The sequence below is a fragment of the Pectinatus haikarae genome (assembly GCF_015732185.1).
GTDB lineage: Bacteria > Bacillota > Negativicutes > Selenomonadales > Selenomonadaceae > Pectinatus > Pectinatus haikarae.
On the sequence record NZ_WIQM01000015.1, the window covers coordinates 181,056 to 207,883 of the forward strand.

The 26,828-nt window shown below is 40.9% G+C and carries 25 protein-coding genes and 1 riboswitch; of the genes, 20 read left to right on the forward strand and 5 right to left on the reverse strand.

Translation table 11 applies throughout. The features are described 5' to 3' along the window. Positions 1-48: 48 nt before the first annotated feature. The 4 genes from I6758_RS10285 to ahpC all read right to left on the reverse strand — a co-directional run bounded on the left by I6758_RS10285 (position 49) and on the right by ahpC (position 4,648). Positions 49-1,791 carry an NADH-dependent [FeFe] hydrogenase, group A6 gene (locus I6758_RS10285; RefSeq protein WP_196605170.1) on the reverse strand — a complete coding sequence of 581 codons (1,743 nt, stop codon included), beginning with the start codon at positions 1,789-1,791 and terminating at the stop codon, positions 49-51. Beyond that, positions 1,791-3,047 (reverse strand): complex I 51 kDa subunit family protein, encoded by a 1,257-nt coding sequence (locus I6758_RS10290; protein ID WP_196605171.1) that lies wholly within the window; start codon positions 3,045-3,047, stop codon positions 1,791-1,793. The genes I6758_RS10285 and I6758_RS10290 overlap by 1 nt, the downstream gene beginning before the upstream one ends. A gap of 19 nt (positions 3,048-3,066) precedes the next feature. Then, positions 3,067-3,564, reverse strand: coding sequence for an NADH-quinone oxidoreductase subunit NuoE family protein (locus I6758_RS10295; RefSeq protein WP_196605172.1), 498 nt, complete (start codon positions 3,562-3,564; stop codon positions 3,067-3,069). A 520-nt stretch (positions 3,565-4,084) separates the two neighbouring features. Continuing rightward, positions 4,085-4,648 carry an alkyl hydroperoxide reductase subunit C gene (gene ahpC, locus I6758_RS10300; protein ID WP_196605173.1) on the reverse strand — a complete coding sequence of 188 codons (564 nt, stop codon included), beginning with the start codon at positions 4,646-4,648 and terminating at the stop codon, positions 4,085-4,087. 411 nt (positions 4,649-5,059) lie between these two features. On the opposite strand from ahpC, the gene I6758_RS10305 reads away from it, so the two are divergent. From I6758_RS10305 to I6758_RS10400, 20 genes are all read left to right on the forward strand, one after another. Continuing rightward, positions 5,060-5,515, forward strand: coding sequence for a hypothetical protein (locus tag I6758_RS10305; RefSeq protein WP_196605174.1), 456 nt, complete (start codon positions 5,060-5,062; stop codon positions 5,513-5,515). A 12-nt stretch (positions 5,516-5,527) separates the two neighbouring features. After that, a complete protein-coding gene (locus tag I6758_RS10310) occupies positions 5,528-6,799 on the forward strand; it encodes a radical SAM protein (protein ID WP_196605175.1) in 1,272 nt (423 codons plus the stop codon). A 65-nt stretch (positions 6,800-6,864) separates the two neighbouring features. Further along, entirely contained in the window at positions 6,865-7,176 is a 312-nt protein-coding gene (locus I6758_RS10315; RefSeq protein WP_231038626.1) for a UxaA family hydrolase, read from the forward strand. Positions 7,177-7,198: 22 nt separating this feature from the next. Then, entirely contained in the window at positions 7,199-8,362 is a 1,164-nt protein-coding gene (locus I6758_RS10320) for a UxaA family hydrolase (RefSeq protein ID WP_196605176.1), read from the forward strand. Between the two features lie 40 nt (positions 8,363-8,402). Continuing rightward, positions 8,403-9,383, forward strand: a complete 981-nt coding sequence (locus tag I6758_RS10325) for an ABC transporter substrate-binding protein (RefSeq protein WP_196605177.1) — start codon at positions 8,403-8,405, stop codon at positions 9,381-9,383. 78 nt (positions 9,384-9,461) lie between these two features. Further along, positions 9,462-10,259 carry an ABC transporter permease gene (locus I6758_RS10330; protein WP_196605178.1) on the forward strand — a complete coding sequence of 266 codons (798 nt, stop codon included), beginning with the start codon at positions 9,462-9,464 and terminating at the stop codon, positions 10,257-10,259. Further along, complete coding sequence (locus I6758_RS10335; RefSeq protein WP_196605179.1) at positions 10,256-11,035, forward strand: ABC transporter ATP-binding protein; 780 nt, start codon at positions 10,256-10,258, stop codon at positions 11,033-11,035. Before I6758_RS10330 ends, I6758_RS10335 begins: the two co-directional genes overlap by 4 nt. 254 nt (positions 11,036-11,289) lie before the next feature. Next, entirely contained in the window at positions 11,290-12,507 is a 1,218-nt protein-coding gene (locus I6758_RS10340; RefSeq protein WP_196605180.1) for an NRAMP family divalent metal transporter, read from the forward strand. Between the two features lie 360 nt (positions 12,508-12,867). Further along, on the forward strand, positions 12,868-13,629 hold the full coding sequence (locus I6758_RS10345; protein ID WP_196605181.1) for a LamB/YcsF family protein: 762 nt from the start codon (positions 12,868-12,870) through the stop codon (positions 13,627-13,629). A gap of 64 nt (positions 13,630-13,693) precedes the next feature. Further along, positions 13,694-14,419, forward strand: a complete 726-nt coding sequence (gene pxpB, locus I6758_RS10350; protein WP_231038627.1) for a 5-oxoprolinase subunit PxpB — start codon at positions 13,694-13,696, stop codon at positions 14,417-14,419. Continuing rightward, on the forward strand, positions 14,416-15,420 hold the full coding sequence (locus tag I6758_RS10355; protein WP_196605182.1) for a 5-oxoprolinase subunit C family protein: 1,005 nt from the start codon (positions 14,416-14,418) through the stop codon (positions 15,418-15,420). Before pxpB ends, I6758_RS10355 begins: the two co-directional genes overlap by 4 nt. A 15-nt stretch (positions 15,421-15,435) precedes the next feature. Continuing rightward, entirely contained in the window at positions 15,436-15,864 is a 429-nt protein-coding gene (gene accB, locus I6758_RS10360) for an acetyl-CoA carboxylase biotin carboxyl carrier protein (protein ID WP_196605183.1), read from the forward strand. Between the two features lie 14 nt (positions 15,865-15,878). Beyond that, positions 15,879-17,249 carry an acetyl-CoA carboxylase biotin carboxylase subunit gene (gene accC, locus I6758_RS10365; protein WP_196605184.1) on the forward strand — a complete coding sequence of 457 codons (1,371 nt, stop codon included), beginning with the start codon at positions 15,879-15,881 and terminating at the stop codon, positions 17,247-17,249. Between the two features lie 73 nt (positions 17,250-17,322). Then, entirely contained in the window at positions 17,323-18,111 is a 789-nt protein-coding gene (locus I6758_RS10370) for a putative hydro-lyase (RefSeq protein WP_196605185.1), read from the forward strand. Positions 18,112-18,173: 62 nt separating this feature from the next. Then, a riboswitch (cobalamin riboswitch) is annotated at positions 18,174-18,355 on the forward strand. A 138-nt stretch (positions 18,356-18,493) separates the two neighbouring features. Then, a complete protein-coding gene (locus I6758_RS10375; RefSeq protein WP_196605186.1) occupies positions 18,494-20,812 on the forward strand; it encodes a TonB-dependent receptor in 2,319 nt (772 codons plus the stop codon). Further along, positions 20,802-22,379, forward strand: coding sequence for an ABC transporter substrate-binding protein (locus I6758_RS10380; RefSeq protein WP_231038628.1), 1,578 nt, complete (start codon positions 20,802-20,804; stop codon positions 22,377-22,379). Before I6758_RS10375 ends, I6758_RS10380 begins: the two co-directional genes overlap by 11 nt. 2 nt (positions 22,380-22,381) lie before the next feature. Then, entirely contained in the window at positions 22,382-23,323 is a 942-nt protein-coding gene (locus I6758_RS10385; protein WP_196605187.1) for an ABC transporter permease, read from the forward strand. Beyond that, positions 23,323-24,156, forward strand: a complete 834-nt coding sequence (locus I6758_RS10390) for an ABC transporter permease (RefSeq protein WP_196605188.1) — start codon at positions 23,323-23,325, stop codon at positions 24,154-24,156. The genes I6758_RS10385 and I6758_RS10390 overlap by 1 nt, the downstream gene beginning before the upstream one ends. Further along, complete coding sequence (locus tag I6758_RS10395; RefSeq protein WP_196605189.1) at positions 24,153-25,097, forward strand: oligopeptide/dipeptide ABC transporter ATP-binding protein; 945 nt, start codon at positions 24,153-24,155, stop codon at positions 25,095-25,097. The genes I6758_RS10390 and I6758_RS10395 overlap by 4 nt, the downstream gene beginning before the upstream one ends. After that, the gene (locus I6758_RS10400) at positions 25,090-25,776 is read left to right on the forward strand and encodes an ABC transporter ATP-binding protein (RefSeq protein WP_196605190.1); all 687 of its coding nucleotides are present in this window, start codon (positions 25,090-25,092) and stop codon (positions 25,774-25,776) included. The genes I6758_RS10395 and I6758_RS10400 overlap by 8 nt, the downstream gene beginning before the upstream one ends. Before the next feature lie 149 nt (positions 25,777-25,925). Here I6758_RS10400 and I6758_RS10405 read toward each other — a convergent pair whose 3' ends face one another. Further along, positions 25,926-26,732 (reverse strand): epoxyqueuosine reductase, encoded by an 807-nt coding sequence (locus I6758_RS10405; RefSeq protein WP_231038629.1) that lies wholly within the window; start codon positions 26,730-26,732, stop codon positions 25,926-25,928. Positions 26,733-26,828: the final 96 nt, after the last annotated feature.

A 26,828-nucleotide genomic window follows, 5' to 3' on the forward strand; every position in this document is an offset into this window, starting at 1 on the left:
AGTTTCCAGATAAAACCTGCATATTACCTGCCCTGCGCTCTATCTTCTTCATTTGCTAAAATCAAATTCCTTTTCTCTTGCATGATAATGCGTGTGCAGCAGTTTATGTGCGGTTTCACTGCCCGGTGCCTCCAAAAATTCAGCATATAATTTTTTCAGATAAGGATTTTCATGTGATTTACGCAATTTGCTGCTTCTATCTATCGTATAAAGTGCTTTTATGCGTTCTTTTGTAGCCGCAAAAGTAGTAGTCACCGGCTGTCCGCCGCCGCCTACACACCCCCCGGGGCAGGCCATTACTTCAATAAAATCATAGTCGCATTTACCGTCACGCAGTTTATCCATGATGAGTGCGGCATTCTTCAAAGTGTGCACTACCGCGATCTTTAAATTATGCCCGCCAATTTCCACCTGGGCTTCCTTTATACCCTCAAATCCCCTGACAGGTGTATATTCCAGTGTAGGCATCGGCTTATCCGTCATCCATTCATAAGCCGTGCGCAAAGCTGCCTCCATAACACCGCCGGTGGCTCCGAAAATAGCTCCGGCGCCTGTAGACTCGCCCATGGGGTTATCAAACTCGCTTTCCGGCAAATTATTGAAATCTATACCAATATATTTTATGAGCTTTATCAATCCACGTGTCGTTATAACTGCATCGGTATCGAAAAGCCCGTTTTGTGTCAATTCCTGACGTTTCGCCTCATATTTTTTTGCTATGCATGGCATAATTGCCACCGAAAAGACATTTTTCGAAGCTATATTTTCCTGTTTGGCATATTGTGTTTTAGCTATAGCTGAAAAAATAGCCATAGGAGATTTTGTTGTAGACAGATGTGCGATCTTATCGGGATAGTGCTTTTCCATAAAATTGACCCAGGCCGGACAGCAGGATGTCGTCATCGGCATTGTTTTATTATTTTTCAGCCTGTCAATGAGTTCCCCTGCTTCTTCCGTTATGGTCAGATCCGCACCGTAATTTGTGTCGAATACTTTATCAAAGCCAATCATCCGAAGCGCTGAAACCATTTTCTTCGTCACGATACTGCCGTCCGGCAGCCCAAATGCATCACCGAGCGCCACACGCACAGAAGGAGCCGTCTGCACTATAACAGTTTTATCAGGATCAAAGATAGCATCCAAAACCCTGTCTGTATCGTCTTTTTCTACTAATGCTCCGACAGGACAGACAACTGTGCATTGTCCGCATAAGACACAGTCAGTCTTATTAAATTCCTCCTCATAAGGAGTAGTAACCTTCAGACCCGTACTTCTTCCCGCAAAACCAATTGCCTCTATTCCCTGCACATCCTTGCAGACACGTATACAGCGCCCGCATTTCACACATTTTTCCGGATCATGAACAAGGCTCGGATTAGTCGTTTTCACTGGTATTGATTCGGCAACATGTGTCAAATTAGGACGAAGTACATTAAAGCGACTGCATAAATGCTGCAGCACGCAATTTCCATTACGCGGACACGTCAGACAATTTTCTTCATGGTCAGCCATTATCAGCTGTAAAATCCCTCTTTGTGTATCGCGTACTACTTTTGTATCAGTAAAAACTTCCATACCGTCCCAGCATTCAGTGGCACAAGCTGCCAAAAGGCGTTTTTTCCCTACCACCTCCACAGAACAAATACGGCAGCGGGCCTTGACTCTCTGATCAGGATGATAACACAAATGCGGAATATCAATGTGCAGCACTTTAGCTGCTTCCAATATCTTAGTCCCCTTTTTAACTTCCACAGGCATACCATTTATTTTTAAGGTAATCTTTTCTTCCATCAGCCAACAGCCTCCGTTTGTGTTTTTGATGCAAAAACCTCAGGGAAAACATCAAATGCCGATTTTAAAGCATTCTGCGCCGTTTCTCCTAACCCGCACAAAGATGACATAGGCATAACTCTGGCAAAGGTTTTCATCGTCTGTATATCTTCATCAGTATAAGTCCCATTTTTTATTTTCTCCAGAAATATTCTTATATGCCTGTTGCCTTCACGGCACGGCGTGCACTGTCCGCAGCTTTCATGCAGGAAAAAATCCTGCGTATAACGCAGAAAATCTATGACACTGGTGCGTTCATCTATTACCAATATTGACCCTGATCCGATTATTAAATTATTTTTTGCAAAATCTTCATAACTGTATGATATGTCAAGTATACGGTCATCCGATATTTTTCCTGATGCACCGCCAAACTGTATCAATCTGATTTTGTGATCTTCCTGTATTCCGCCCGCCAGCCCGTAAACTATATCACGCACTGTTATACCAAAGGGAACTTCATATACTCCCGGTTTATTGACATTTCCACCCACACTGACCATTTTTGTCCCTATTGACTCTTTCGTTCCTGCCTGCATATACGGCACCGCATCATGCAAAAGATGAGGCACAATAGACAGACTCTCCACATTATTGATACATGTTGGCCGGGCAAACAGTCCGCTTTGCTTCATGAAAGGAGGCTTCATCCGCGGTCTTCCCGCCTTTCCTTCTATAGAACGAATAAGCGCCGTTCCTTCTCCGCATACATAAGCACCGGCGCCGCTGTATAAATGTACATCATAATCCCATCCTGTACCCAGAATATTTTTTCCTAAAAAACCGCGTTCTTTTGCCTGCTTTATAGCATTTATGAGTCTTGGCCTCAGATGAGAATATTCAGCGCGCATATAAATATAACCATCCTCCGCATTAACGGCCCAGCCTGCGATCACCATCGCTTCGATCAGATTAAATGGATCATTTGTAATAAGTTCACGATCTTTGAAAGTACATGTTTCGCCTTCATCCGCGTTGCAAATGACACAATGATGCGGTCTCTTTACCGCTCGAGCCTGGCTCCATTTTCTGCCCATTGGGTATTCCGCACCGCCGCGTCCTTTTATCCCCGCGTCTGATAAAACTGCGGCAATGTCCTCCCCTTCCATATCAATCGCTTTCTGCAAAGACTGAAACCCGCCAATATTCATATATGAATCTATGGAAAAGACATCGTACTTACCAAAGTTTTCTGTTATATAATTAATCTTCTGCATAAACAATCCTCCAGATAATTCAAACAAACTGCTCAAGCAATTTGCGTACTTGTTCTTTTGTTTTCAACGGTCCGTATACCGTTTTATTGATTCTCACCGCAGGTGCACGATCACAGGCACCAAAACAAGAAACTTTCTCTATCGTGAATCTTCCATCGTAGGTTACTGTACCAAAATCTATACCTAAAAGTTCTTTTAGTGACCCTAATAAAAAATCGTTATCGTTTACCTTACATGCAACACTGTCACAAATTTCGATGGGATAACGGCCGCGCGGTTCCTCATTGAGTGCGTCATAAAAAGTTATGCAGTCATATATTACCGATAATTTCAACGGTAATTTCTCAGCAATATAAAATGCTGCCGCCTTAGGAATATAATGCTGCGGTATTTCATCCTGCACATCAAGAAGGATACCGACAATCTGAGTAAAATCATGATAATGATTGTCCAAAATTTTTTCAATTTTGCTTTTTAACTCATCTGTAATTTCAAATTTACTGCTGTCCTCAATCATAAATACAACCTGCTTTCAAATTATTTTTTAGCTGTATACACTTGCAAAGCTTTAGATATTCGGAAAATATTGATATACCAGTCAGTTGACATTATCACTTATGAAAAAAAAGAATAGAACTCAGCCTGTTTAAACTAAAATAAATAAAAATTTTTTGTCATTTTTTATTTAAAAAGTCTTTTATATCATTATAGTTTTCGAAAAATTTAATATTATTAGTATTAATCATCAGATAAATTTAGTATACTCTATGCTTATAGAAAATAAAAGTTCTTCTGCAAAATAAAAATTTCACTAAGTTATGTTTTTACCAGCAAACAGCAGCAAAAAAACACCCCTCAGAACAATTGAAGTGATTCCATAAAGTTAAACCTAAAATCTAACTTATGGATATCACCCCAAATAACTTGTTCTAAAGGGTGCTTTTTGCAAAATCAGCCGACAGAAATCTTATATATGGTCCGCTCATTTCTTTCGCTTTGAGGCGGACACAATTACAGCTTGATTATTATTACAGGTTCTATATTTCTCCGACCAAATCAATGCCCGGTTTTAATGTCTTTGCGCCAGGATGCCAATTGGCAGGACATACTTCGCTGCCGTGTTTAGCTACAAATTGCGCTGCCTGCACTCTGCGCAGAAGTTCTTCCGCATTACGCCCGACGCTGCCTTCAATTACTTCATAGCCAACAATCTTTCCTTCCGGATTGATTATAAATGAGCCTCGGTCAGCAACTCCCGAATCTTCAATAAGTACATCAAAATCTCTGGCAAGGGTGCCTGTGGGATCACCCAGCATAGGAAATCTTATCTTCTTTATTGTATCCGAAGCATCATGCCATGCCTTATGAACAAAATAGGTATCGCATGAAACAGAATATATTTCACAACCGATTTCCTTGAATTTATCATATGTGTTTGCCAGATCTTCAAGTTCTGTAGGACACACAAAAGTAAAGTCAGCAGGATAAAAGAAAAATACCGACCACTTGCCCAGAATATCTTTTTTGCTTACAGTAGTGAACATCTCATCAATATACGCCTCAGTAGAAAATTCACCGACTTCCTTATTAATCAACGACATAATATTCCTCCTTACAAATAAATAATGTTTGTACCTAATGATAATTAATATCATCTACTGATGGTTATTATATCAAACTCATATCAAATTTGCAATAATTCAATTAAAATATGTTTATGCGATGAAGTATATTCACTATCCCAATACTTTTTTTGCAAAATATTATTAGATATCATCTATAATATGAAAAATTTATCTGTACACTGTCGTTTCTGCGACATACTTTTTATTCTAAAAATGCTATTATTATTTTGGTACATAATTTATCGCTGATCGTGATTATCTCATATACAATCAATTATTCTACACAGTTGATCATAAAAATGAAGACTGGGCATGCGCCTGGTCTTTATTTTTTTTATTTGACGATATTATTTCACATCAAAAATTATTAAAGCAAAGGAGTAAAAAATGTTATTAAATCCAAAAGTTTACGAACTGTTAAAAAAGGAAAGCACTATAAAAATTTTATCAACCATAAATGAGAATAATCAAATCCACACTGTAATAAAGGATTCTCTGCAGATCTGCGATGATCAGCTGCTGTATCTGGAATATCTGGAGTCATCTACTACAAATAGAAATTTGACTTTCAGTATGTGGTTTAAAAACTCTGTTACTGTTCTTATTTTAAGCGAAAATAAAACCTCATATCAAATAAATGTCACTCCGGTAAAATGCATCGTCAGCGGCCCCGTATTTCAAAAATTTTATACTGAAACTCTGCAAAAACATAATGACACTGATCTGGCTGCTATATGGATCTTTGAACCGGATGCAGTTGTCAATGAGACTTTATCGGTACGACAAAAAGAAGAACGTGCCCAAAGACCTTATTTTAAACATTTAGACAGACTGGCTTTATAAGGAGAGAATATATTGGTATCAATTTCATTAAAAAACAAAATCAGCACTGAATATCCTTTATCCAGTGAACTAAAAAGCCTCACTCAAAAATATGCGCAGTTTCCATATCTTATAATGTTAAAAACAGATATCCAAAGGCGCGGCATTTATTATACTCATGAAGCTTTGAAAAAAGCCGATCCTACTGTTCATCAGTTAGCCGGTACACATATTTTCGGAACACGTGATGGTATTCTGACCCATCGGCCTGAAGCATTTATGCTGCGTGACGGCACCTCTGTTCTTACTACACCGACTCCGCTGGAGCAGAACCCTTATATAATTGATCTGAGAAATGACAAATTGACTCTTGTAGACGGACAGAACGAGCTTGAAGAAATAGAATATTGGACAAAACCCGATTTTTATGACAAAACCACAAAAAGCGGCATACCAATGAATTTAATAGCCAGCGCCAGACCTCAGCGCATTTACATAATGCCCAACCGCTATTGTTTTTTCTGGAGCGATAAACAAAATTGTCTGTTCTGCGACATTGTTAATAACCTGCAAAAACAAAAAAAAGAACTAAGCATGCCTACACGCTTAAAGCCAGAAGATGTTGAAGAAACAATCAGTGAAGCTTTAAAACAAAAAGGCCGTTTTACCGCAATTTGTTTGACATCCGGCTCTGATTTCAACGGTGTCAATGCTTTTGACCGTGAAACTGATTATTATATTGAAATTTTAAAAGCCGTCGGAAAAAATTTCAAAACAAAAAAATTCCCCAGTCAGTTAATTGCTACGGCTTTTAATCAGGATCAGCTTGGCAGACTTTATGAGCAGACAGGTATATTAAGCTACACTCCTGATATTGAAGTACTTAACGAGCGCTTGTTCAATTGGCTTTGTCCCGGAAAAGCTCATTGGGTGGGCTACAAAGAATGGAAAAAAAGACTTAAGGAAGCTGTTCCTATATTTGGCCGCGGTTATGTAAATACCTGCATCGTTGCTGGAATAGAACTTGCGCAGCCTTATGGATTTAAAAGCGAAGATGAAGCTTTAAAAAATGTTCTGGAAGAAGCTGAGGACCTCGCTGCAGATGGAGTCAACACTGTTTTTACCGTCTGGTCACCCCGTCCGGGCTCAATAATAGGCAATCAAAAAAACGCTTCACTGGAATATTACATTCGATTGGCCTCGGGACTGCATGCTCTCAGGAAAAAATATAAGTTGCGTCTTGATCATGACGATTACAGACGCTGCGGCAATCATCCTGATTCTGATCTCGCCAGGATTTTATAAACAGCTTTTTTACAATATCCGGAAAAAATATAAATAAAACTCGCTTATCAGGCGAATTATCAAAAATGACAGGAGATTATAATATGGCCTACCACAAATTTTTAGTTCATGAAAAAAAAGACAGTGTTGGTGTCGCAATAACCGATATAAAAAAGGGCGAATTCGTCAAGGGTGTTTTTTTGGCAGATGAGGGTGTTCTTAATATAACCGCTGCTGATTCTATTCCTCTTGGTCATAAGATAGCTCTGAATTCTATAAAATCCGGTGAATTTATAATCGAATACGGAGAAAAAATTGGTCGTGCCTTTAAGGATATCAACCAAGGCAGCTGGGTTCATACACATAATTTGAAAAGTATCCATTGGGTAAAAAAATAATTAAAATCTGGAGATAATAGATATGAGTAAAAAAATTTTGGCATATAAAAGAGAAAATGGCAGTTTGGGAATACGCAATTATGTAGCAATTATTCCTGTTGACGATCTGTCAAATAACGCCGCCGAATCTGTTGCAAAAATAATAAACGGCACCATAGCTTTATCCCATCCGTATGGACGTTTGCAGTTTGGCGAAGACCTTGATCTGCATTTTCGTACTCTGATCGGAAATGGTGCCAATCCTAATGTTGCAGCTGCTATCGTCATTGGGATTGAGCCGAACTGGGCAAAAAAAATTGCCGACGGGATTGCCCAAACCGGAAAACCGGTGGCATATTTTGGCATCGAAGGTTACGGCTTGCTTAAAACAATCGAACGAGCTTCCCGTAAAGCAAAAGAATTCGTTCAATTTGCCACCGCACAGGAAAAAACAGAAGCAAATTTGGCTGATTTGATAATAAGTTTCAAATGCGGTGAATCCGATACTACCAGTGGTCTGGCTGGAAATCCGACAGCAGGCCGTGTTGCAGAGCATTTAGTTAATGAAGGCGGCACAGTTATAATAGGCGAAACATCAGAAACCACTGGTGCCGAACATATATTGGCGCAGCATTTTGCTTCAAAAGAATTAAGTGATAAATACCTGCAAATTCATCGCAACTACCTGAAAATTATCGAAGCCAGCGGAGAAGATCTATTGGGTTCACAGCCTACCGAAGGCAATATTGCCGGCGGACTCACTACTATAGAAGAAAAAGCTTTAGGCAATATTCAAAAAGCCGGCCGCAAGGAAAAAATTCTTATCCAAAGTGTGCTCGATCTGGCAGAAAAACCGCACACTAAAGGTCTTCATTTTATGGACAGCTCATCAGCTGCGGCAGAATATATAACACTTATGGGCGCCGCGGGAGCAGCATTACACTTATTTATTACGGGACAAGGCAATATTGTCGGTAATCCGATAGTCCCAGTAATTAAAATTACCGCGAATCCTAAAACAGCAGCCGAAATGTCAGAGCATATCGATGTAGATATCAGCAGTGTACTTACTCATGAAATCAATTTGGATCAAGCTGCTGATAAAGTTCTTGATGCTCTCACTGCTGCGGCTCGCGGACAGTATACGGCAGCCGAGGTCCTCGGTCAGCAGGAATTTGTGTTAACCAGATTATATCCCAGTGCATGATATAATTCGCAAATAAATTATTCAGAGCAGGAGCATACATATGAAAAAGGTCATTATTGGTATATTAATAGCGATAGTAGTCATAGCCGGTATCAAGGCGGCTTTATCCTTTCAACAGGCACAGACCAGCCAGCCGGCTCAGGACGGCAGTACCAAAGTGATAAGGGTAGGTTATCAGGCCAGCAGCTCACTGACTGTCCTGCAAAAGCAAAAGAAGATTTTAGAAAATGAATTTGCGAAAGATAATGTGAAAATAGAATACAGACTATTTTTAGCAGGGCCGCCGATGAATGAGGCACTCGCCAGCGGGCAGATCGATGTGGCCAACATGGGCCCGCTTCCTGCGATCTCGGCTAAAGGCAATGGCATTGATGTAAAGGCAGTAGGCAGATCCTACTCGGATGATTATTATTACAGCCTGTTAGTTCGTCCCGATGCAAATATTTCCTCCTTGAACGATCTTAAAGGTAAGAAAATCGGTGTTCAGCTTGGTTCAGGTGCTTATGTTTTTTTCCTGTTTCTCATCGAACAAAATAATTTGACACAAAATGATTTTAATATAGTAAATATGACCACCTCTGATCAAAAAACCGCCTTGCAGGCCGGTAATGTCGATGCAGTTGTTACATGGCAGCCTTTTGTTGCCGATATCGAACTTGATCAGGCAGGTAAAACTTTGATCAGCTCCAAAGGCATTATAAAAACAGCCGGCGTATATTTAATGAGGACTGAATTTACTAAAGAACATCCCGATCTGGTCAAGGGATTTCTAAAGGCACACAATGATACTGTCACCTATTTGAAGGAACATCCCGACGAATCCCTGAAATTGATAGCCGATGATAGCAAAATACCGGAGGCTCCATTGAAAAAATCGTTGCAGACAATTAATTGGGATATATATTTCACACAGGACGATCTCAATACTTTCACTAAAATAAAAGATTTGATGAAGGCCGACGGAAAGATAAAAAAAGATTTTGATATAAATGATTTTGTAGATCAATCCTTCCTCAATTAAGTTAATCCAAATTGAACGCAGCCAATTATGAAATATAATTTATTGGCTGCGTTAATAAATTATATTTAGGATAATATCATGAAAAAAATATATTTATGGTTCACTGAAAATTATTTATCGATAATAGTTCCTTTAATTTTATTGCTTATATGGGAGTCTTGCAGTCGTTTCAACCTGATAGAAACCAAATTTTTACCATCACCTTCATGGATCATAAAAGAATTCTTCATTCTTCTGTCTAACGGCGAACTGGTAAGAAACCTGCTTATCAGTATAATACGCGTTGCAGAAGGATTTTTCATTGGTGTCAGTTTAGGTATAATTGTCGGTATTCAGGTTGCATTAAATAAAAATCTGCAAAAATCAGTCCGCTTTATTTTTGGTATTTTAAGACCTATTCCAGTCATCGCATGGATTCCTGTATTAATATTGTGGCTGGGTATTGATGAATCTTCCAAAATAGCGGCAATATCCATCGGCAGCTTTTGGTCAGTTTTAGTCAGCGTAGTTCAGGCAATAAGGAATGTGGATAAGAAATATCTGGAAGTGGCTAAAGTTTTACGAAAAGACTACAAGACAACAATGCTTGACGTGATACTGCCTTCAACGCTGCCGGAAATTTTTACGGGTATACGGATCGGTATTGATGTAGCTTGGCGAAGTGTGATAGCAGCTGAACTCATTGCCGCTTCAGCAGGTATTGGCTATATGATCATGTACGCCCGTGAATTATTTCAGATTGATATCGTTCTGGTAGGAGTGTTTTCCATCGGGCTGACGGGTATAGTCATCGAAGAGTTGGTAAAGATGGCCGAACGTCATCTTTTGCGGTGGAATACTAATATTTACCAGGAAGAAGTGACAAGAAAAATATGAAAAACTTAGAAAAATTGTCATTGCTTAACATAAGTAAATCTTTTTTTATCAAGGATAAAAAAATTGATGTTCTCAATGATGTAAATCTGGACGTTTCTCCGGGTGAATTTGTAAGTATTATCGGTCCAAGCGGCTGCGGAAAAAGTACATTGCTGAAGTTGATTATCGGCCTCAGCAGTCAGACTGCCGGCAGTATTTTATTGGGTGGGCATGAATTGCAATACTCCACCCACGACATCGGCATTGTTTTTCAGGAGGCACGCTTATTCCCCTGGTTATCAGTATATAAAAACATTACTTTCGGACTGGAAAATAAGCAATTGTCGAAAGATGATAAGAACGATGTCCAAAAGCATATTAAACTTGTAGGCCTGGAAAGTTTTGCTGATGCTTATCCTTCGCAATTATCCGGCGGTATGCAGCAGCGTGTGAGTATTGCCCGTGCCCTCATAAGCCATCCTAAGGTATTGCTGCTTGATGAACCCTTCGGTGCACTGGATGCAATAACACGTATTCATATGCAGCAGGAAATAACTCGTATATGGCAGACTGAAAAAAGTACTATATTGTTAGTTACTCATGACATTGACGAGGCCATATTCCTCAGTGATCGTGTAATAGTCATGTCCAACAGGCCGGCGACTATCAAAAAGATCATACCAGTGGAACTGCCCAGACCGCGTGACAGAAATGGTTATGACTTTCTGCTGCTGCGCAAAAAAATCTATAAAGAATTTTTTGATGAAATTGAAATACCTTTTTCTTTCAACATATAAAATATTTTAAATCAGAACGGGACAATAATTTAAATTGAAATCTTATTAAATTTATTATTGTAATTTGCATCTTTTCTTAATATATAAAATAATTCAAATAAAATATTTTATTAAATGATAACTTTTTTCAATTTACAATGTGTCATTTTAATGATATTATTATTTATAGCAACGGCGCTTGAAGTAAATAATTTTGCTTTAAGTGCTGTTTTTATATTATTCTCATTTAAAACAATTGGAAAGGTTAGATTTTTATGGCAGAAAATCAAATACAAAAGGAAGCTGACCGGTTTAAAGTAAAGACCCAGCTCCGTTCTTACATCGGTGCAATTTTTCTGATGGCTATAACGGCGATCGGTCCCGGTTTCCTGATGCAAACTACAGTATTCACTCAAAAATCTGGCGCCAGTTTTGGTTTTGTTATCCTGGCTTCGGTGGTCATCGACATCATCGTACAGATAAATGTTTGGCGAATCATCGTAGCCTCCGGCAAACGCGGGCAGGAAATCGGCAATGCCGTTCTTCCCGGTCTCGGTTATTTTATTTCAGTCCTTATTATTATCGGCGGTCTGTGTTTTAACATCGGCAATGTTGCCGGTGCGGCTCTCGGTCTTAATGTTCTTTTCGGCGTTCCGGTAAAGGCGGCAGCTATAGTCTGCGGCATCATTGCATTATCTATTTTTTGTTTTAAACAGATCGGTGAAATCATGGACAAATTTGTCAGCACATTCGGCATTGTCCGCATTCTTTTGGCAGTATTTGTGGCCGTGGCAGCTCTTCCGCCTGTCGGTGATGCTGTGGTCAAAACGTTTGTGCCTGACACAATTGACATCATGGCTCTCATAACATTGATAGGCGGCAGTGTCGGCGGTTATATAACCTTTGCCGGCGGCCACCGGCTCCTTGATTCAGGTATAAAAGGATTAAAATTTATACCGCAGGCTACAAGAAGTGCCATCAGCGGTATATTGATAACCGGCGTCATGCGTATAGTTTTATTTCTTGGTGCATTGGGCGTAATCACTCACGGTTATGCCATTGATCCGGCAAATCCGGCGGCATCGGTCTTTCAGGCAGCGGCAGGTGACATTGGCTACAAACTTTTCGGTATTGTTATATGGTCTGCCGGCACTACTTCGGTCATAGGCTGTGCTTACACATCGGTGTCCTTCTTAAAATCCTTCAGCAGTAAAATCGATGCCTATTACAGTAAAATCATTATTGGCTTTATCATATTCTCTACACTTGTTTTCGTTATCATCGGTCAGCCGGTAAAAGTCCTCATCATCGTCGGAACGATCAATGGTTTTATCCTTCCGCTGGCTTTAGCTTCCATATTGGTCGGAGCTTACAGCAGAAAAATCGTCGGTGAATACCGCCATCCTGTTTGGATGACCGTAACGGGTATTTTAGTTGTCATCATGATGGGATATATGAGTGTGCATACGTTCATGAACCAATTTCTTGGCTGACTGGATAATTTCACATCATAATAGTTTTACGCTGTGAGAAAGTTCATATCATTTATTTTCCAAGACGCGGTTCTGCTGCGTAGGACCATTCTGAGGAAAAACTGCCATATCGGATATGGCAGTTTTCTTTTCCAAATTGTATAATTATAATATATATTTTATAATTACTCTTCATTACTCTTGGTCAATAAAAATCAAATTTAAACTGTTATGTTTTATAAATGAGGACTTAATTCAGACAGCGTTTTGACACCTCCTGAATAGTACGAAATTATCCAGGGAATATTAGAACGGGTTAGTCATCGGATAAATACCTATCATTTCTTCAGCTGATCATAATTTGAGAAAGGATTGTCTTTTATGAAAAAAATAGATTTAAACAGCGATCTTGGCGAAAGTTTTGGTGCATATAAAATCGGCAACGACAGTGCTGTTTTGCAATATGTCTCCTCAGCAAATATAGCCTGCGGTTTTCACGCCGGTGATCCTCATGTTATGCACAAAACAGTTGCTCTGGCTCTTGAAAATCACACTGCGATAGGCGCACATCCCGGTCTTATGGATCTGAACGGCTTCGGCCGCCGCAATATAAACATAACACCGCAGGATGCCTATGAAATAACGCTCTATCAAGTGGGTGCCTTATATGCTTTTGTCAAAGCAGCAGGCGCACAAATACAGCATGTCAAGCCGCATGGCGCGCTCTATAATATGGCGGCTAAGGACGCAGCGCTGGCTGAAGGTATTGCCAATGCCGTTTATGATATAGACAGCAGTCTCATTTTATACGGTCTTGCCGGCAGCGAACTTATAAAAGCCGGCAGTCATGCAGGTCTCAAAACAGCAAGTGAAGTATTTGCCGACAGAGCGTACATGCCTGACGGCAGCCTGATGCCTCGCAATCTGCCAGGTGCTGTTTTTTCTGATGATAAAACAGCTATTTCTCAGGTGCTGCAAATGGTTACAACAGGAACTGTAACAACGTCAGACGGCAGTGAAATATCGGTACAGACTGATACGATCTGCATTCATGGTGATAATGCCAAAGCTCTTCTTTTTGCTGAAAAGGTAAATAACGCTTTAAATGAAGCCGGCATATCAATAAAATCATTTAAAGATTGATTTTATTTGTTGTTCTGTTTTCATTCCAGCGGAATTCAAAAATTGTTATCCTCGGAGGAAAATTTTGGATAAAACATCTTACATTATAAGACCTCTCGGTGAAACAGGACTTATAGTAACTTTTGGTGACCAGATAAGTCCGCAGATCCATAAAAAAGTAAAAAATCTGGCTGATTATATAGAAAAACATTCTTTTAGCGGATTTTATGAATATGTTATTTCTTATACCAGCGTGGCTGTTTTTTATAATCCTTTTATTATAAAAAATGAGAACGCTGCAAAAGATAAAACTGCATATAAAATCGTTTCAGAAATAATCGAATCGTATATCACTGCAGCCTCCCGTCTGCCGCAGCCACAACCGCACACAGTAGAAATTCCCGTATGCTATGGCGGCGATTACGGTCCTGATATATCCTTCGTAGCGGACCACAATAAACTGGCTGTCGATGAAGTGATCGAGATCCACTCACAGAATACTTATTTAGTTTATATGATAGGCTTCTGCCCCGGATTCCCTTATCTTGGCGGTATGGACGAAAGAATCGCCACACCGCGCAGAGCGGAACCGCGTTTATCCATTCCCGCAGGCAGCATCGGTATAGCCGGTAAACAGACAGGCGGCTACCCGATCAGCACTCCCGGCGGCTGGCAGCTTATCGGCCGCACACCAATTGACTTATTCCGCCCCGACTCACTCACTCCCAGCCTGCTTCATTCTGGAGATATGGTGAAGTTCATTTCCATTTCACCGGAAAAATATCAGCAGCTAAAGGGGGATAAATCATGAGTTTACAAATAATCCGTCCCGGTCTGCTCACTAGTATTCAGGATACCGGCCGCTACGGTTATCAGAAAATAGGTGTGCTCGTATCCGGCGCCATGGATGTTTATTCCATGCGCATTGCCAATATACTCGTCGGCAATGATGAAAATGAAGGCACATTGGAAATCACTCTGCTCGGACCCACTATAGAATTTACTGCTGATACTCTTATTGCTGTTACCGGCGGTGATTTTCAACCGATAATAGACGGCATGCCCGTGCCTTATATGCGTCCTGTTGCTGTAAAAGCAGGTGCCATTATGAAATTCGGCAGCTGTCATACAGGCTGCCGTGCCTATATTGCCGTTGCCGGCGGATTTGATATCACCGCTGTTATGGGCAGCAAAAGCACTTATATGCGGGCCGGCATCGGCGGTTTCAAAGGACGTGCCCTGCAAAAGGGAGACAGCCTCAATACAGGCTCGCCTAACCCTTTCGGACAGCAAATGCTTTTTCATTTACTATCCCGCGGCGCCCAGTCGTTCGCCGAAGCCCGCTGGTACATCGGCAAAACACATGTTTCTGCGGAAAGTCTGCACAAACCTATACGTGTTACGGCAGGTCTCCACTATAAATATTTTGACCAGCAATCAAAATACAGTTTTTTCTCATCTGATTATATTATCACTAATAATGCAGACAGAATGGGCTATCGTTTAAAAGGTGATTCACTGAAAACGGAAAAACCATTGGAAATCATTTCTGAGGCTATCGGCCTCGGTACTATCCAAGTTCCTCCTCAGGGCATGCCAATAATACTGATGGCTGATCACCAATCCGTTGCAGGCTATCCCGTCATAGCTCAGGCAATAGCAGTTGATGCCGCACGCATTGCCCAAATGAAGCCCAATGATCATATCCATTTCAAGCTCATCAGCAACGAAGAGAGTGAAAGGCTGTTCATCGAAATGGAAAAATATATGGAAAATATTAAAATAGCAGTAAATGCCAAGCTGCAAAATTAGCAGGAGGAATATGCTTTGTTTGAATTAGATGAAATAAAAGATTTGATGCATGCTCTGGAACATTCTTCCCTGAACCGTCTTAAAGTGAAATTCAGTGACGGAGAAATAGTACTAGAAAAAAACAGTGTACCATCCGATTTTGCCCCTGTCAAAAAAGATGACGTCACTGCTCCGGCAATAGCGGTAAATAAAGAAAGCGACAAAATAGAGGAAATAACAGCACCGATGGTGGGCACCTTTTATAGTTCGCCCGAACCTAATATGCCTTCTTTTGTCCAGCCCGGAAGCAAAGTTCATCCTAATACAGTTATTTGCATTTTAGAAGCCATGAAACTATTTTCTGAAATTGAGGCGCAGGCAGAAGGCGAAATCGTGGAAGTTCTCGTAAAAGACGGTGACTTTGTTGAATATGGTCAACCGTTATTCAAAATAAAAACTTATTAAAAACAGAGGTACTCATGTTAAGGAAAATTCTTATTGCCAATCGCGGTGAAATAGCAGTCCGTATAATAAAATCCTGCCGCGAGCTGGGTATTTTATCAGTAGCCGTTTATTCAGAGGCTGATAAAAATTCACTTCATGTAAAACTGGCAGACGAAGCTTACTGCATCGGTGCCTCTCAGGCAAAAAAAAGCTATCTGGACATTTCAAGAATAATAACCATAGCTATTCATGCCAAAGCCGATGCAATCCATCCGGGTTATGGATTTTTGGCCGAAAACGCCAATTTCGCAAAAGCCTGTGTCAACGCGGGTATAATCTTTGTCGGTCCTTCAAGCAATGCCATTTCCAGCATGGGGGATAAAGCCATCGCCCGCCGAACCATGTCTGCGGCACTGGTCCCGATCATTCCCGGAACAAAAGATCTAATAACTGATTTTAATGAGGCAAAAAAAATAGCCGACAATATCGGTTATCCTGTTTTAATAAAGGCTACCGCTGGCGGAGGCGGCAAAGGCATGCGTGTCGTTGACAGCAGCGCCGATCTGGAAAAAGCACTCCATCAGGCTGCGCAGGAAGCTGAAAGGTCCTTCGGCAATGCGGGAGTTTATCTCGAAAAATATCTGACTCATTCCCGTCACGTAGAAATACAAATCATGGCGGACAACTACGGTCATGCAGTCTATCTCGGGGAGAGAGACTGTTCTCTGCAAAGGCGCCACCAAAAGCTGCTTGAAGAAGCTCCATCTCCTGTCATGACGGAACAGCTGCGCGAGAAAATGGGCCAGGCTGCCGTTTCGGCCGCGAAAGCCGTCAATTACAGCGGGGCCGGCACTGTCGAATTTATCGTAGACGAACAAAAAAACTTCTATTTTATGGAAATGAACACACGCATCCAAGTAGAACATCCTGTCACCGAAATGATAACCGGCACAGATTTGATAAAAGCCCAAATACTTGTCGCCGCCGGTGAAACTCTGCCATGGACACAGGAAGACATTCATATAAACGGCTGGGCAATAGAATGTCGTATCAACGCAGAAGATCCCTATAATAATTTTATGCCATGCCCCGGTACAATACAGTCATATAAACCGCCCGCAGGAAGCGGTGTCCGTGTTGACAGCGCCATGTACGCAGGGAATATCATCACCCCATTTTATGACTCGATGATAGCCAAAGTCATTGTATGGGCGCCAACCCGCGGCAAAGCCATTGAAAAAATGTCTGATGCACTGAAAAACTTTACCATTACCGGTGTGAAAACAACTATAGATATGCATCGCAGCCTGCTTGCTGATGAAACATTCTGTGCGGGAAAAGTCGATACCAATTATCTGGAAGATCATCTCGAAAATATATTAAAAAAACCGCTGCCAAATAAATAACAGTTCTGTTAAACATTCAGTATGAAGTCCAATCATCTGTTGAAAAATCTTTATTATTTTAGGAGGATAAACTATGGATTACAGTAATTTCTCACCGGCCCAGGTGCGTGATCTTGTCCGCAGCGGCAAAATAGATATGCCTACCAGTGGCATGTGTAACGGCTATGCTCAGGCAAATATGGCCATTTTGCCTAAGGAGCTGGCATTTGATTTTCTTTTATTTTGTCAGCGCAATAAAAAACCTTGTCCTGTACTTGATGTCACAGAGGCCGGCAGCCCTGTTCCAAAGCTGACTGCCCCTAATGCCGATCTGCGTTATGATATCCCCCGTTACCGTATCTACAGGCACGGTGAAATGACTGAAGAAACTACTACTCTGGAAAAATATTGGACGGATGATCTTGTGGCCTTTCTCTTAGGCTGCAGCTTCTCCTTTGAAAGCCCTATGCTGGATGACGGTCTCGAAGTGCGCCATATAACAGACAATCATAACGTTCCCATGTATCGAACAAATATCGAATGTGTCCCGGCCGGTGTTTTTCATGGACCAATGGTCGTATCTATGCGTCCCATGAAACCTGCCGATGCGATCCGTGCGGTGCAGATAACTACGCGTATGCCTTTTGTCCATGGCGCGCCTATCCATCTGGGAGATCCCGCCGCAATCGGCATCAAGGATATCAACAAACCCGATTTCGGTGAACGCTCGGAAATACAGGACGGAGAGATTCCTGTATTCTGGGCCTGCGGTGTAACTCCGCAATCAATTGCAATGACTGTTAAGCCAGAGCTTATGATAACGCATGCTCCTGGCTACATGTTTATAACTGATATTCCAAACTCGCAGCTTGCAATAATGTAAAAAAGATCCCATATTCTGCTTGACGGTGTTTTTTTTACATACTATAATTGAACATGGAAAATTGAATATCGTAAGGAGTAAGGTGCCCTTTCGGGCTCAATAGAGAAGCTGGTGTAAAACCAGCACGGTCCCGCCACTGTGATGGAGAGTCCATTTGAATAATGTCACTGAAATGAAAATTTTGGGAAGGCTCATTTGGACGATGATCCTAAGTCAGGAGAACTGCCTGCTTAACATTACCGCTGACCTACGAGTGATAGGAGGGGAATAGTATTATTATTTTGTCATTTTTTAATTCTTCTGTTGTTTTTCACAGAAGAATTTTTTTGTTTTTCCTCCTCCGCAATAAAATGCAATGGAAACTATTTTAAGGAGGAAAAATATGATTAAGACCAGGCAATTAATTTTAAGTGTTTTTTCCGGTTCATTTTTTTTATTGGGAGGTATGGCAACATCCCCGGTATGTATTGCTGCTGATGCAGCAACACAACAAAACGCCTCAACTGATTCTTCTGACATGGATAAAAAAGATACTGCCGGCGCAAGTCAGAAGCAAAAGACAGCCGCAAGAAATGTATCTGAAACCGTGCAGCACGGCGAAACATCAATCCAATCGGAAAACAGCAAACCATCGGTAAAGCCAGCTCTAGATGCATATATTTTAGAAGATATTACGATAAAGGGTACCCGGAGTTTTTATGCGGGCGGTTTTGCAGAAAGATATGGAAATATCGGTTTTCTGGGCAGGCAGGATACAATGAACACCCCATTTTCCTCCTACTTTTTATCGGAAAAAACAATAGAAGCTTTTGGCGATCCAACACAGCCATTGGACAGTATACTGGCAAATGTGCCTTCTATACGACAATCCGGCAGTCTGCTGCATAACGATTTTACTTTCAGAGGTTTCCGAGCCAATGGCACAAGTTCATATGTAAACGGTATTCCCGGGATCTGGACCCAATTTAACGCACCTACAAATGTAGTGGAAAAAGTCGAAATAATTTCAGGTCCTAACAGCGGTATCAGCGGAACAGGTACACAATACGAATCGAATACAGCCGGCGGAATTATAAATTTTGTTACAAAGCGTGCCGGTGATAAACCGCTAAACCGGTATACACAAACCTTTTCCGGCAGCAGTCTATGGGGTGAATATTTAGATATCGGTCAGAGATTCGGCAGAGACAATGAATGGGGCATACAGATCAACGCTGAGAATTTGAACGGTCAGACTTCAATCGACAAAGAGAAGGTAAAAGCCAAGGGTATATCTATGGATATTGATCACCGCAGTGCCAAAAGCACTACAAATCTGTTTATGTCGTATCGCGATATCGAAATAACTAATGGACAGCGCTGGTTTTTATTGGGAAATAATGTAACAAGGTTTCCTTCTGTGCCGGATGCCAGCAAAAATTACTCTTTCGATGGCATGATAAAAGGTTCATACGGCTGGGTCGCTGCTTTAAACCATGAACAAGTACTTAATAAACAGTGGAAGGTATTTTTCAACGCTGGTTTTATGCGCAATAATCTGGATAAAAATCTCATGTATGCAAACAGTGCCGTGACATTGAACGATAATGCCGGAAATTTTGCAATAAAAACCCAGAGCACCACCACACCACAAGAGTCTTATTATCTGCAAACCGGTGCAACCGGAACATTTAAAACAGGGGAACTAGGGCATACGGTTACCATTGCCGCCGACCGCACCTGGCGCCAGCGCGAAGCGGCTAAGTCCGTCAATACATACATGATCGGCACGGGAAATATCTACACCGGTATTATTGATCAGCTGAGTGATGCAAATGGCTATTATCTTAAAGCATTATCTAATAAAACAAACATTTGGGGCGTGTCCGTTCTTGATTCCATCGATTATAAAAAATTTAATTTGCTGGTCGGCGTCCACAAACACAATGGCAGGGTCGATGCTTACAATACAGCCACCGGCGCTCTTTCTTCACATATGGAAAGCGATGCGATATGTCCGACATACGCAGTATCATATAAACCAACAGAAAATATATATTTTTATGCCAGTCATTCCGAAAATTTTGATGTGGGTACACCGGTCGGTACGACATATAAAAATGCCGGAACCATTTTGCCCCCCGCAAAGACAAAACAAAATGAAATCGGCATTAAATACACAAATAAAGGGTTTCTTACAACCTTAAGTGCTTTTGATATCAAGCAGGCAAATAATATTGATGTTATACAAGATTCATCGACATATTACGAACAAGAGGGCAGCTTACGTCATCGGGGTATTGAATTGGCAGTAAGCGGTAATTTTGCCCGTAAATGGAGTGCAATGGGGGGCATATCGTATTTAAACGCCAAATATGAAGAAAGTGCAAACGGCCAATATAATGGCATACAGGAGTCAGGACGACCGGCATGGAGCGCAGTGGGGGTTCTGAAATATGCGGCAGACAATGCTTTTGATGTGATTGGTCGTATTATGTATACCGGACGTAGTCCTGTCCTATATGAAAAATTATGGGCACCTTCATACACGACTTTCGACTTAGGCGTGAATTATAAAACCAGGATAATGAAATATCCGGCCACTATAAGTCTTATGTGTTATAATTTGCTGAATAAAGATTACTGGATGATTGCCCGTGGTGATAATCTTTATTTGTCCACACCGCGCACCTTATCATTAAGTGTCAGCATTGATTTTTAAAAAATTGGACAATATGGATACATTAAAAAAATCTATTTTCATAATTGGCTGCATATGTATAACTATACTAATCTGCAGCTGTGGAAAATATTATAAGCCGACAGAAACTTCCTCCGAAGCCAGTACTGTTATTCTGGCTGCCGGCCGCCATCTGGCCCCGGGAGAAAAAGACGGATACTATTGCAGCAAAATCCTGCAGGTATGGGAACCATTGATCACTGACAACGAATTAACGGGCAGGCCGCAGTCATGCCTTGCGACCAGCTGGGAGATGCGCGACAATGGAAAAGTATGGCTGTTCACTCTGCAAAAAGGTGTGCGCTTTCAAGACGGAACAAGTTTCAACGCAGATGCTGTACTGAAAAACTTTGACCGTATGAAAAAGGGAATAAAAACATCAAACTTTTATCTGCTGAACATTGATTCTTTTTATCCGGGATTGGAAAAATATGAAAAATTTGATGATTACACTATCTGTCTTACATTTAAGCAGCCAAATGCCACCCAACCATATAATATGATGAATTATGGCAGCGCTATATACAGCCCGGCATGTTTTGATGACGACGGCAATTTTAACGGACCAGCTGTTGGTACAGGTCCGTTCAAAATAACAGAAAATAATATGAATAAATATGTAAAGCTTGAACGAAATGACGATTATTATGGTATTCCAGCAAAAACTAAAAAAATCGTTGTCAAAAATATTCCTAATGCGGAGGTTCGTTATTCAGCGCTGAAATCAGGCGAAATCATGGGCGTTATGGATCTGGATGCAATAACCCCTGTATTAGCAGAGGAATTAAAAAAAGATAATAGATTTGCTGTTTCTGTCAGTAAGTCAATGATAATAAGATTTTTATTGGTAAATGGCACAAAGTTCCCATTCAATGACCCACGGATGCGCAGGGCGGTCAGTCTGGCGATAAATCGTACTGCATTGGTGCAGACGTTATATGCAGGATATGCATCGCCTACTGTGAATATCCTCAATTATACAAGTTCGTATTATAAAAAAATTCCAGTTGCGTATGATCTGGAAAAAGCAAAACACCTGGCCGCAGAAGTGCTGCAGGGGAAAAAATATACAATGGTATATTGCATCAATGGAGCGGATGTTACACAAAAAGGCGAAGCTGAACTCATTGCTTTCTGGCTGAGTGAAATTGGCCTTGATATAAAAATTCAGTCTATGGAATATTCCAGTATGTTGTCTGCGCTCAGACATGGCAGATATGATTTGGCCAGATCACAGCAAGGAATGCCAAATGGAGATCCGTATTTTATTTTCCACTCTTTTATGATGCCGCAGGGGAACAGAAATGTCAGTGACCATATAGGCTTCTACGATGAAGCGGCCAGCAGATATATGCAGGAAGTCAAGTATTGCGTGGATGAAAAAAAGCGCAAAGAAATTTTCGATCACCTGCAGGACATATCAGTTGAGCAGCAACCGGTGATTCCTTTGTTTAATGATGTTACTATTGTTGCTTATGATCGCCGTCTGCACGGCTATGATGCCAAACCCTACGGAATTACTTTGTCGGCTATTGAAATGGACGAATGAATATGAAAATGAATTTTATCGTAAAGAGAGTGCTGTCTGTTATTCCTGTTTTATTTGGCATAAGTATTATCACCTTTAGCATTGCCTTTTTAGCACCGGGAGATCCTGCAGAAATGACCCTTGACCAAAATGGCATATATTTTCCGACGCAGGAACAAATAGAACAGATGCGCGTAACTATGGGGGTTAATGCATCTTGGCACAGCCAATATTTTTCATGGATCAAGAAGGCTTTATACGGAGACTTAGGACATTCTTATCACAATAAAAACAGTGTTTTATCCGAATTGCGGATGCGAGTGCCGGTCACCTTGCAGCTGGCAGTACCGGCATTGCTTCTCACCGGTTTAGGCGGTATTATCTTGGGAACTTTATGCGCTTTAGACCCCAAGACACTGCCAATAAGGATACTTTCGCATCTATTTGATATTTTTTTAGCGACACCTCGATTTTTGCTGGCATTGCTGCTGATTTTTGTGATGGGTGAAATTTTGCGGCTGCTACCTACCAGCGGTGTGACAGATTACAAAGGCTATTTACTGCCGACCATGGCCCTGTCAATTACAACGATAGCAGTTGTCGGTCGTCTGGTAAAAAACAAGCTGGCTGAAGAAATACGAAAACCTTACTGCTTTATAGCTTTGGCACACGGAATACAGCATAGACAGATTGTTTTTTTATATGCACTGCCCAATATTATTTTACCTATAATAGCGATTTTGGGAAATTTTTTTGGGGAAATATTGGGCGGCTCAATTATAATAGAAAATATTTTTGCCCTGCCCGGACTCGGTTCAATGGCGATAGAGGCAATCCGCTTCAGAGATTATCCATTGTTACAGGGATATGTATTGTTTACCGGCTGCACATATGTACTTATTTCTCTGGTACTTGATTTACTGCTCTACCTCTTAAACCCCAAAATAAGATTCGAGGAATATTGATGATAAATAAAACTGTTTTCAAGACGATTAAATTTAAATTGGCAGTGCTTATTTTAACTACAATTATAATTGCCGGAATTGCGGCACCGCTGCTGGTACCATTTAATCCATTCCAGCCCGATATACTGCATCGTTTACAGTTCCCCGGCGCAACACATTTATTTGGCACAGATTCATTGGGGAGAGATTTATTCAGCAGAATATTATTTGGCAGTCGCTACACAATTTTATTGGCACTGCTGTCCAGTCTGGCAGCAGTCTTATTGGGCACAGCCATAGGCTGCCTGGCCGGATATTATGGCAAGTGGCCGGATACGATCATTATGCTGCTTAGCAATATTTTTCAGGGGATCCCCGGAATCTGTTTTATGGTAGCTATAGCCGGTTTTTTTGGACCGGGTTTGCCAAGTTTGCTGACAGCACTGATAATTACTTCATGGGTTGATTTTTCACGAATCATTCGGACCGAGACGCTAAAGCTCAAGGGGGAGCCTTTTATTGAGGGCCTCATATGCATCGGCTGCAGCAATCGGCGCATTATTATAAATCATATTGTCCCCAATATGTTCAGCAGCTTGCTGATTCTGGGCACAATGCGCATGAGCAGAAGTATTTTATCCATATCAGCATTAAGTTTTCTGGGCCTCGGCGTACAACCCCCGGCTCCTGATTGGAGCGTTATGGTCAGCGATGCTCTGGTATATTATCGCAGTTATCCTCACTTACTTTTGATTCCGGGAGGATGTATCCTTGCTCTCATATATTCTTTAAACGCTGTTGGTGAGTCATTACGTGAGGCATTTGATGTTCGTTTCAATGAGGTCACAAGATGAAGGACATACAAATCACTTCTGATTTTTGTGTTGACCATTTGTGTGTAGCATTCCCAAATTCTATGAAATCTGCTAATGTTTTATCCGATATAAATGTAGTTTTCCGTCATGGAATAGCTGCTGCGGTCATAGGCGAAAGCGGTTGCGGTAAATCTGTGCTGGTTTTGGCCCTTTTAGGCCTATTACCAAAGTACGCATCTGTGCACGGCCATATTTTTTATAATAGCTTTGATGTTTTATCTGTTCCCTTTGCTATAATACAGTCAAATTTATCAAAACACTGGGGCATTATCCCTCAATCACCAAGTGACGCTTTAAATCCTATAAGAAAAATTAAAAAACAGTTTGATGATATCGGTAAAAATGCAAGCCGAGGGAATTTTTCTGTTGAGGAACTTTGCGATAGTTTAACTTCATTGGGTCTATCAGATATAGAAAGAATATTACAGTCGTATCCCCATGAACTGAGCGGAGGAATGCTGCAAAGAATATTATTTGCAATGGCAGTATGCTGTGAGCCCGAATGGGTATTTGCAGATGAACCGACAAAAGGATTGGATGAGCAAAGCAGACAGCAAGTAAGTCATAATCTGCTGCATTTAAAAACAAAAAAAACCCAAAGTATGATATTGATTACACATGATCTGCCTTTAACCGAAGAAATATGTGAAGTTGTCGTTGTTATGTATGCGGGAGAAATTATGGAAATCACCAATAGTGTATATACAAATGGTTTACACCCATATACTCGGGCGTTAATCGCTGCCCTGCCAATAAACGGTTTTAATCCTATTCCAGATGGTCCAGTCAAAAACGGGTCATCCCGACAATGCAGATTCGCACCGCATTGCGCATATGCAAGTAAACAATGCAAACACAGCCATCCAAATCTATATAGTGTTGACGACATGCATAAGGTCAGGTGTTTTTTATATGCTTGAAGCGCGGAACATCACAAAATCATGGCAAAATAAAGCCGGTTCGCCCAACTTGGTTTTAGATCACTGCAATTTAAAATTAAAGCAAGGTCAGTCCTTGGGTCTAATGGGGACGAGTGGATCAGGGAAAAGTACCCTTGCAAGGATTTTACTGGGTCTTGCATCACCAGATATAGGAAAAATATTTTTTGACGGACAGCCATTAAACTCTTTCAACCGCAAAAATTGGCTCCACTTCAGACGACGTGTACAATTTATTTCTCAGTCACCGGAATGTTTTTGGGAACCAAGATTTACGGTAGGTAAATCGCTGGAAGAAGTTATAAAGATACATAGTCTATGCAGAAAAGATGAGTGGACTATATTTATTGATAAATATTTATATTGGGTTAAAATTCGCAGACAGCTGCTGTCACGTTATCCCCATCAGCTTAGTGGTGGTGAACTCCAGCGTTTGAGTATCTGCAGATCACTTTTACTTGAACCACAAATATTGATTCTTGATGAACCTGTCTCAATGCTGGATGTATCCGTTCAAGCGCAAATTATGCAGCTTCTGCGCAAATTAAAAACTGAAAAGGACATGACCTATTTGTTTATATCGCATGATCGGACCATTCTGCAATGGTTTTGTGATGAAACTTTAAATCTTAGGCAAGGTAAATTATTCGTGTCTGAATAATTTTATAAAGTCAGACCATTTTCGATAGATCCGGTAAAATTCTCACACCTAATGTATTTATTATTATATATTGACCTTCCCACAGCCTCAGCCCCAAAAAGCATTAAAATACAACTGGCAAATGTATATATTTGCCGGAAATATTATTTTTATCTCAGCCGATTGTTCGGAATTCTATTTTCACAGGGTACTTTTGTTTGACATTTGGCACATCCGTAGCGGGGAGTGTACATTTCCTTTTCTTTAGCAATATACACTCTACAGCGTTCATTATCCTTTCCCGTTTTATCAATAGCCTGCGGCGGACAGCGGCGGACACAGGCCATACATTTTATACAATACTCGTCAAATTCCGTATAGGATCGCTGCGTCGGTTCCAATGGAAAATCAACTATCACGCTTCCAAACCGTCCGGCGGCGCCTTTTGCTGTAATCATCGATCGACTCAAGCTGAAGGTTCCCAAGCCTGCCACAAAGGCCGCGTGCCGTTCCGACCAATTTGCGCGAAGATTTTTGACAGCAAATCGTTCATTCAAAGCAGGTGCCATCGCATGACCGCCATTTTCTTCGACTAATTCAATAATAACCCGGCGCAATGCCTGATTGAATAATTCGCCCTCCCAGCGGCCATAAAGCCACTCTGTTGCTGTCATCCTTTCAATTCTGTTTGCCTCACGGATTCTCTCGGTATATGGCAAAAAATATGAGATCACAGACTTGGCTCCGGGAAGCCATTCACCGGGAGACATATGATCAGGTCCAATCACATCAACGCTCTTGAATGTATTCCATAATGAATCTTCAGCGTCGGCAATACCAATCAATGGTAATTCATATATCTGCATAGGCTCAAAAGAAGTTGGCGGTGAGGACAGAGTATCAAGATGTTCTACTATATTCAGGTGATTTTTTAAAACAAATTCATTAACTTTTTCTTTTATATCATTTATCAGCATATTATTCCCACTCCGCTTAATATTATTTATTATATTATCTCTATCTGTTGTATACAGATCAATGCGTGCACATACACGTATATTCATATATAGTAC

Bases quoted from the DNA above. Each gene is read 5' to 3' on its own strand.
- I6758_RS10285 (WP_196605170.1), bottom strand. From the start codon at position 1,791: ATGGAAGAAAAGATTACCTTAAAAATAAATGGTATGCCTGTGGAAGTT.
- I6758_RS10290 (WP_196605171.1), bottom strand. From the start codon at position 3,047: ATGCAGAAGATTAATTATATAACAGAAAACTTTGGTAAGTACGATGTC.
- I6758_RS10295 (WP_196605172.1), bottom strand. From the start codon at position 3,564: ATGATTGAGGACAGCAGTAAATTTGAAATTACAGATGAGTTAAAAAGC.
- ahpC (WP_196605173.1), bottom strand. From the start codon at position 4,648: ATGTCGTTGATTAATAAGGAAGTCGGTGAATTTTCTACTGAGGCGTAT.
- I6758_RS10305 (WP_196605174.1), top strand. From the start codon at position 5,060: ATGTTATTAAATCCAAAAGTTTACGAACTGTTAAAAAAGGAAAGCACT.
- I6758_RS10315 (WP_231038626.1), top strand. From the start codon at position 6,865: ATGACAGGAGATTATAATATGGCCTACCACAAATTTTTAGTTCATGAA.
- I6758_RS10320 (WP_196605176.1), top strand. From the start codon at position 7,199: ATGAGTAAAAAAATTTTGGCATATAAAAGAGAAAATGGCAGTTTGGGA.
- I6758_RS10325 (WP_196605177.1), top strand. From the start codon at position 8,403: ATGAAAAAGGTCATTATTGGTATATTAATAGCGATAGTAGTCATAGCC.
- I6758_RS10330 (WP_196605178.1), top strand. From the start codon at position 9,462: ATGAAAAAAATATATTTATGGTTCACTGAAAATTATTTATCGATAATA.
- I6758_RS10335 (WP_196605179.1), top strand. From the start codon at position 10,256: ATGAAAAACTTAGAAAAATTGTCATTGCTTAACATAAGTAAATCTTTT.
- I6758_RS10340 (WP_196605180.1), top strand. From the start codon at position 11,290: ATGGCAGAAAATCAAATACAAAAGGAAGCTGACCGGTTTAAAGTAAAG.
- I6758_RS10345 (WP_196605181.1), top strand. From the start codon at position 12,868: ATGAAAAAAATAGATTTAAACAGCGATCTTGGCGAAAGTTTTGGTGCA.
- I6758_RS10355 (WP_196605182.1), top strand. From the start codon at position 14,416: ATGAGTTTACAAATAATCCGTCCCGGTCTGCTCACTAGTATTCAGGAT.
- accC (WP_196605184.1), top strand. From the start codon at position 15,879: ATGTTAAGGAAAATTCTTATTGCCAATCGCGGTGAAATAGCAGTCCGT.
- I6758_RS10370 (WP_196605185.1), top strand. From the start codon at position 17,323: ATGGATTACAGTAATTTCTCACCGGCCCAGGTGCGTGATCTTGTCCGC.
- I6758_RS10375 (WP_196605186.1), top strand. From the start codon at position 18,494: ATGATTAAGACCAGGCAATTAATTTTAAGTGTTTTTTCCGGTTCATTT.
- I6758_RS10385 (WP_196605187.1), top strand. From the start codon at position 22,382: ATGAAAATGAATTTTATCGTAAAGAGAGTGCTGTCTGTTATTCCTGTT.
- I6758_RS10390 (WP_196605188.1), top strand. From the start codon at position 23,323: ATGATAAATAAAACTGTTTTCAAGACGATTAAATTTAAATTGGCAGTG.
- I6758_RS10395 (WP_196605189.1), top strand. From the start codon at position 24,153: ATGAAGGACATACAAATCACTTCTGATTTTTGTGTTGACCATTTGTGT.
- I6758_RS10400 (WP_196605190.1), top strand. From the start codon at position 25,090: ATGCTTGAAGCGCGGAACATCACAAAATCATGGCAAAATAAAGCCGGT.
- I6758_RS10405 (WP_231038629.1), bottom strand. From the start codon at position 26,732: ATGCTGATAAATGATATAAAAGAAAAAGTTAATGAATTTGTTTTAAAA.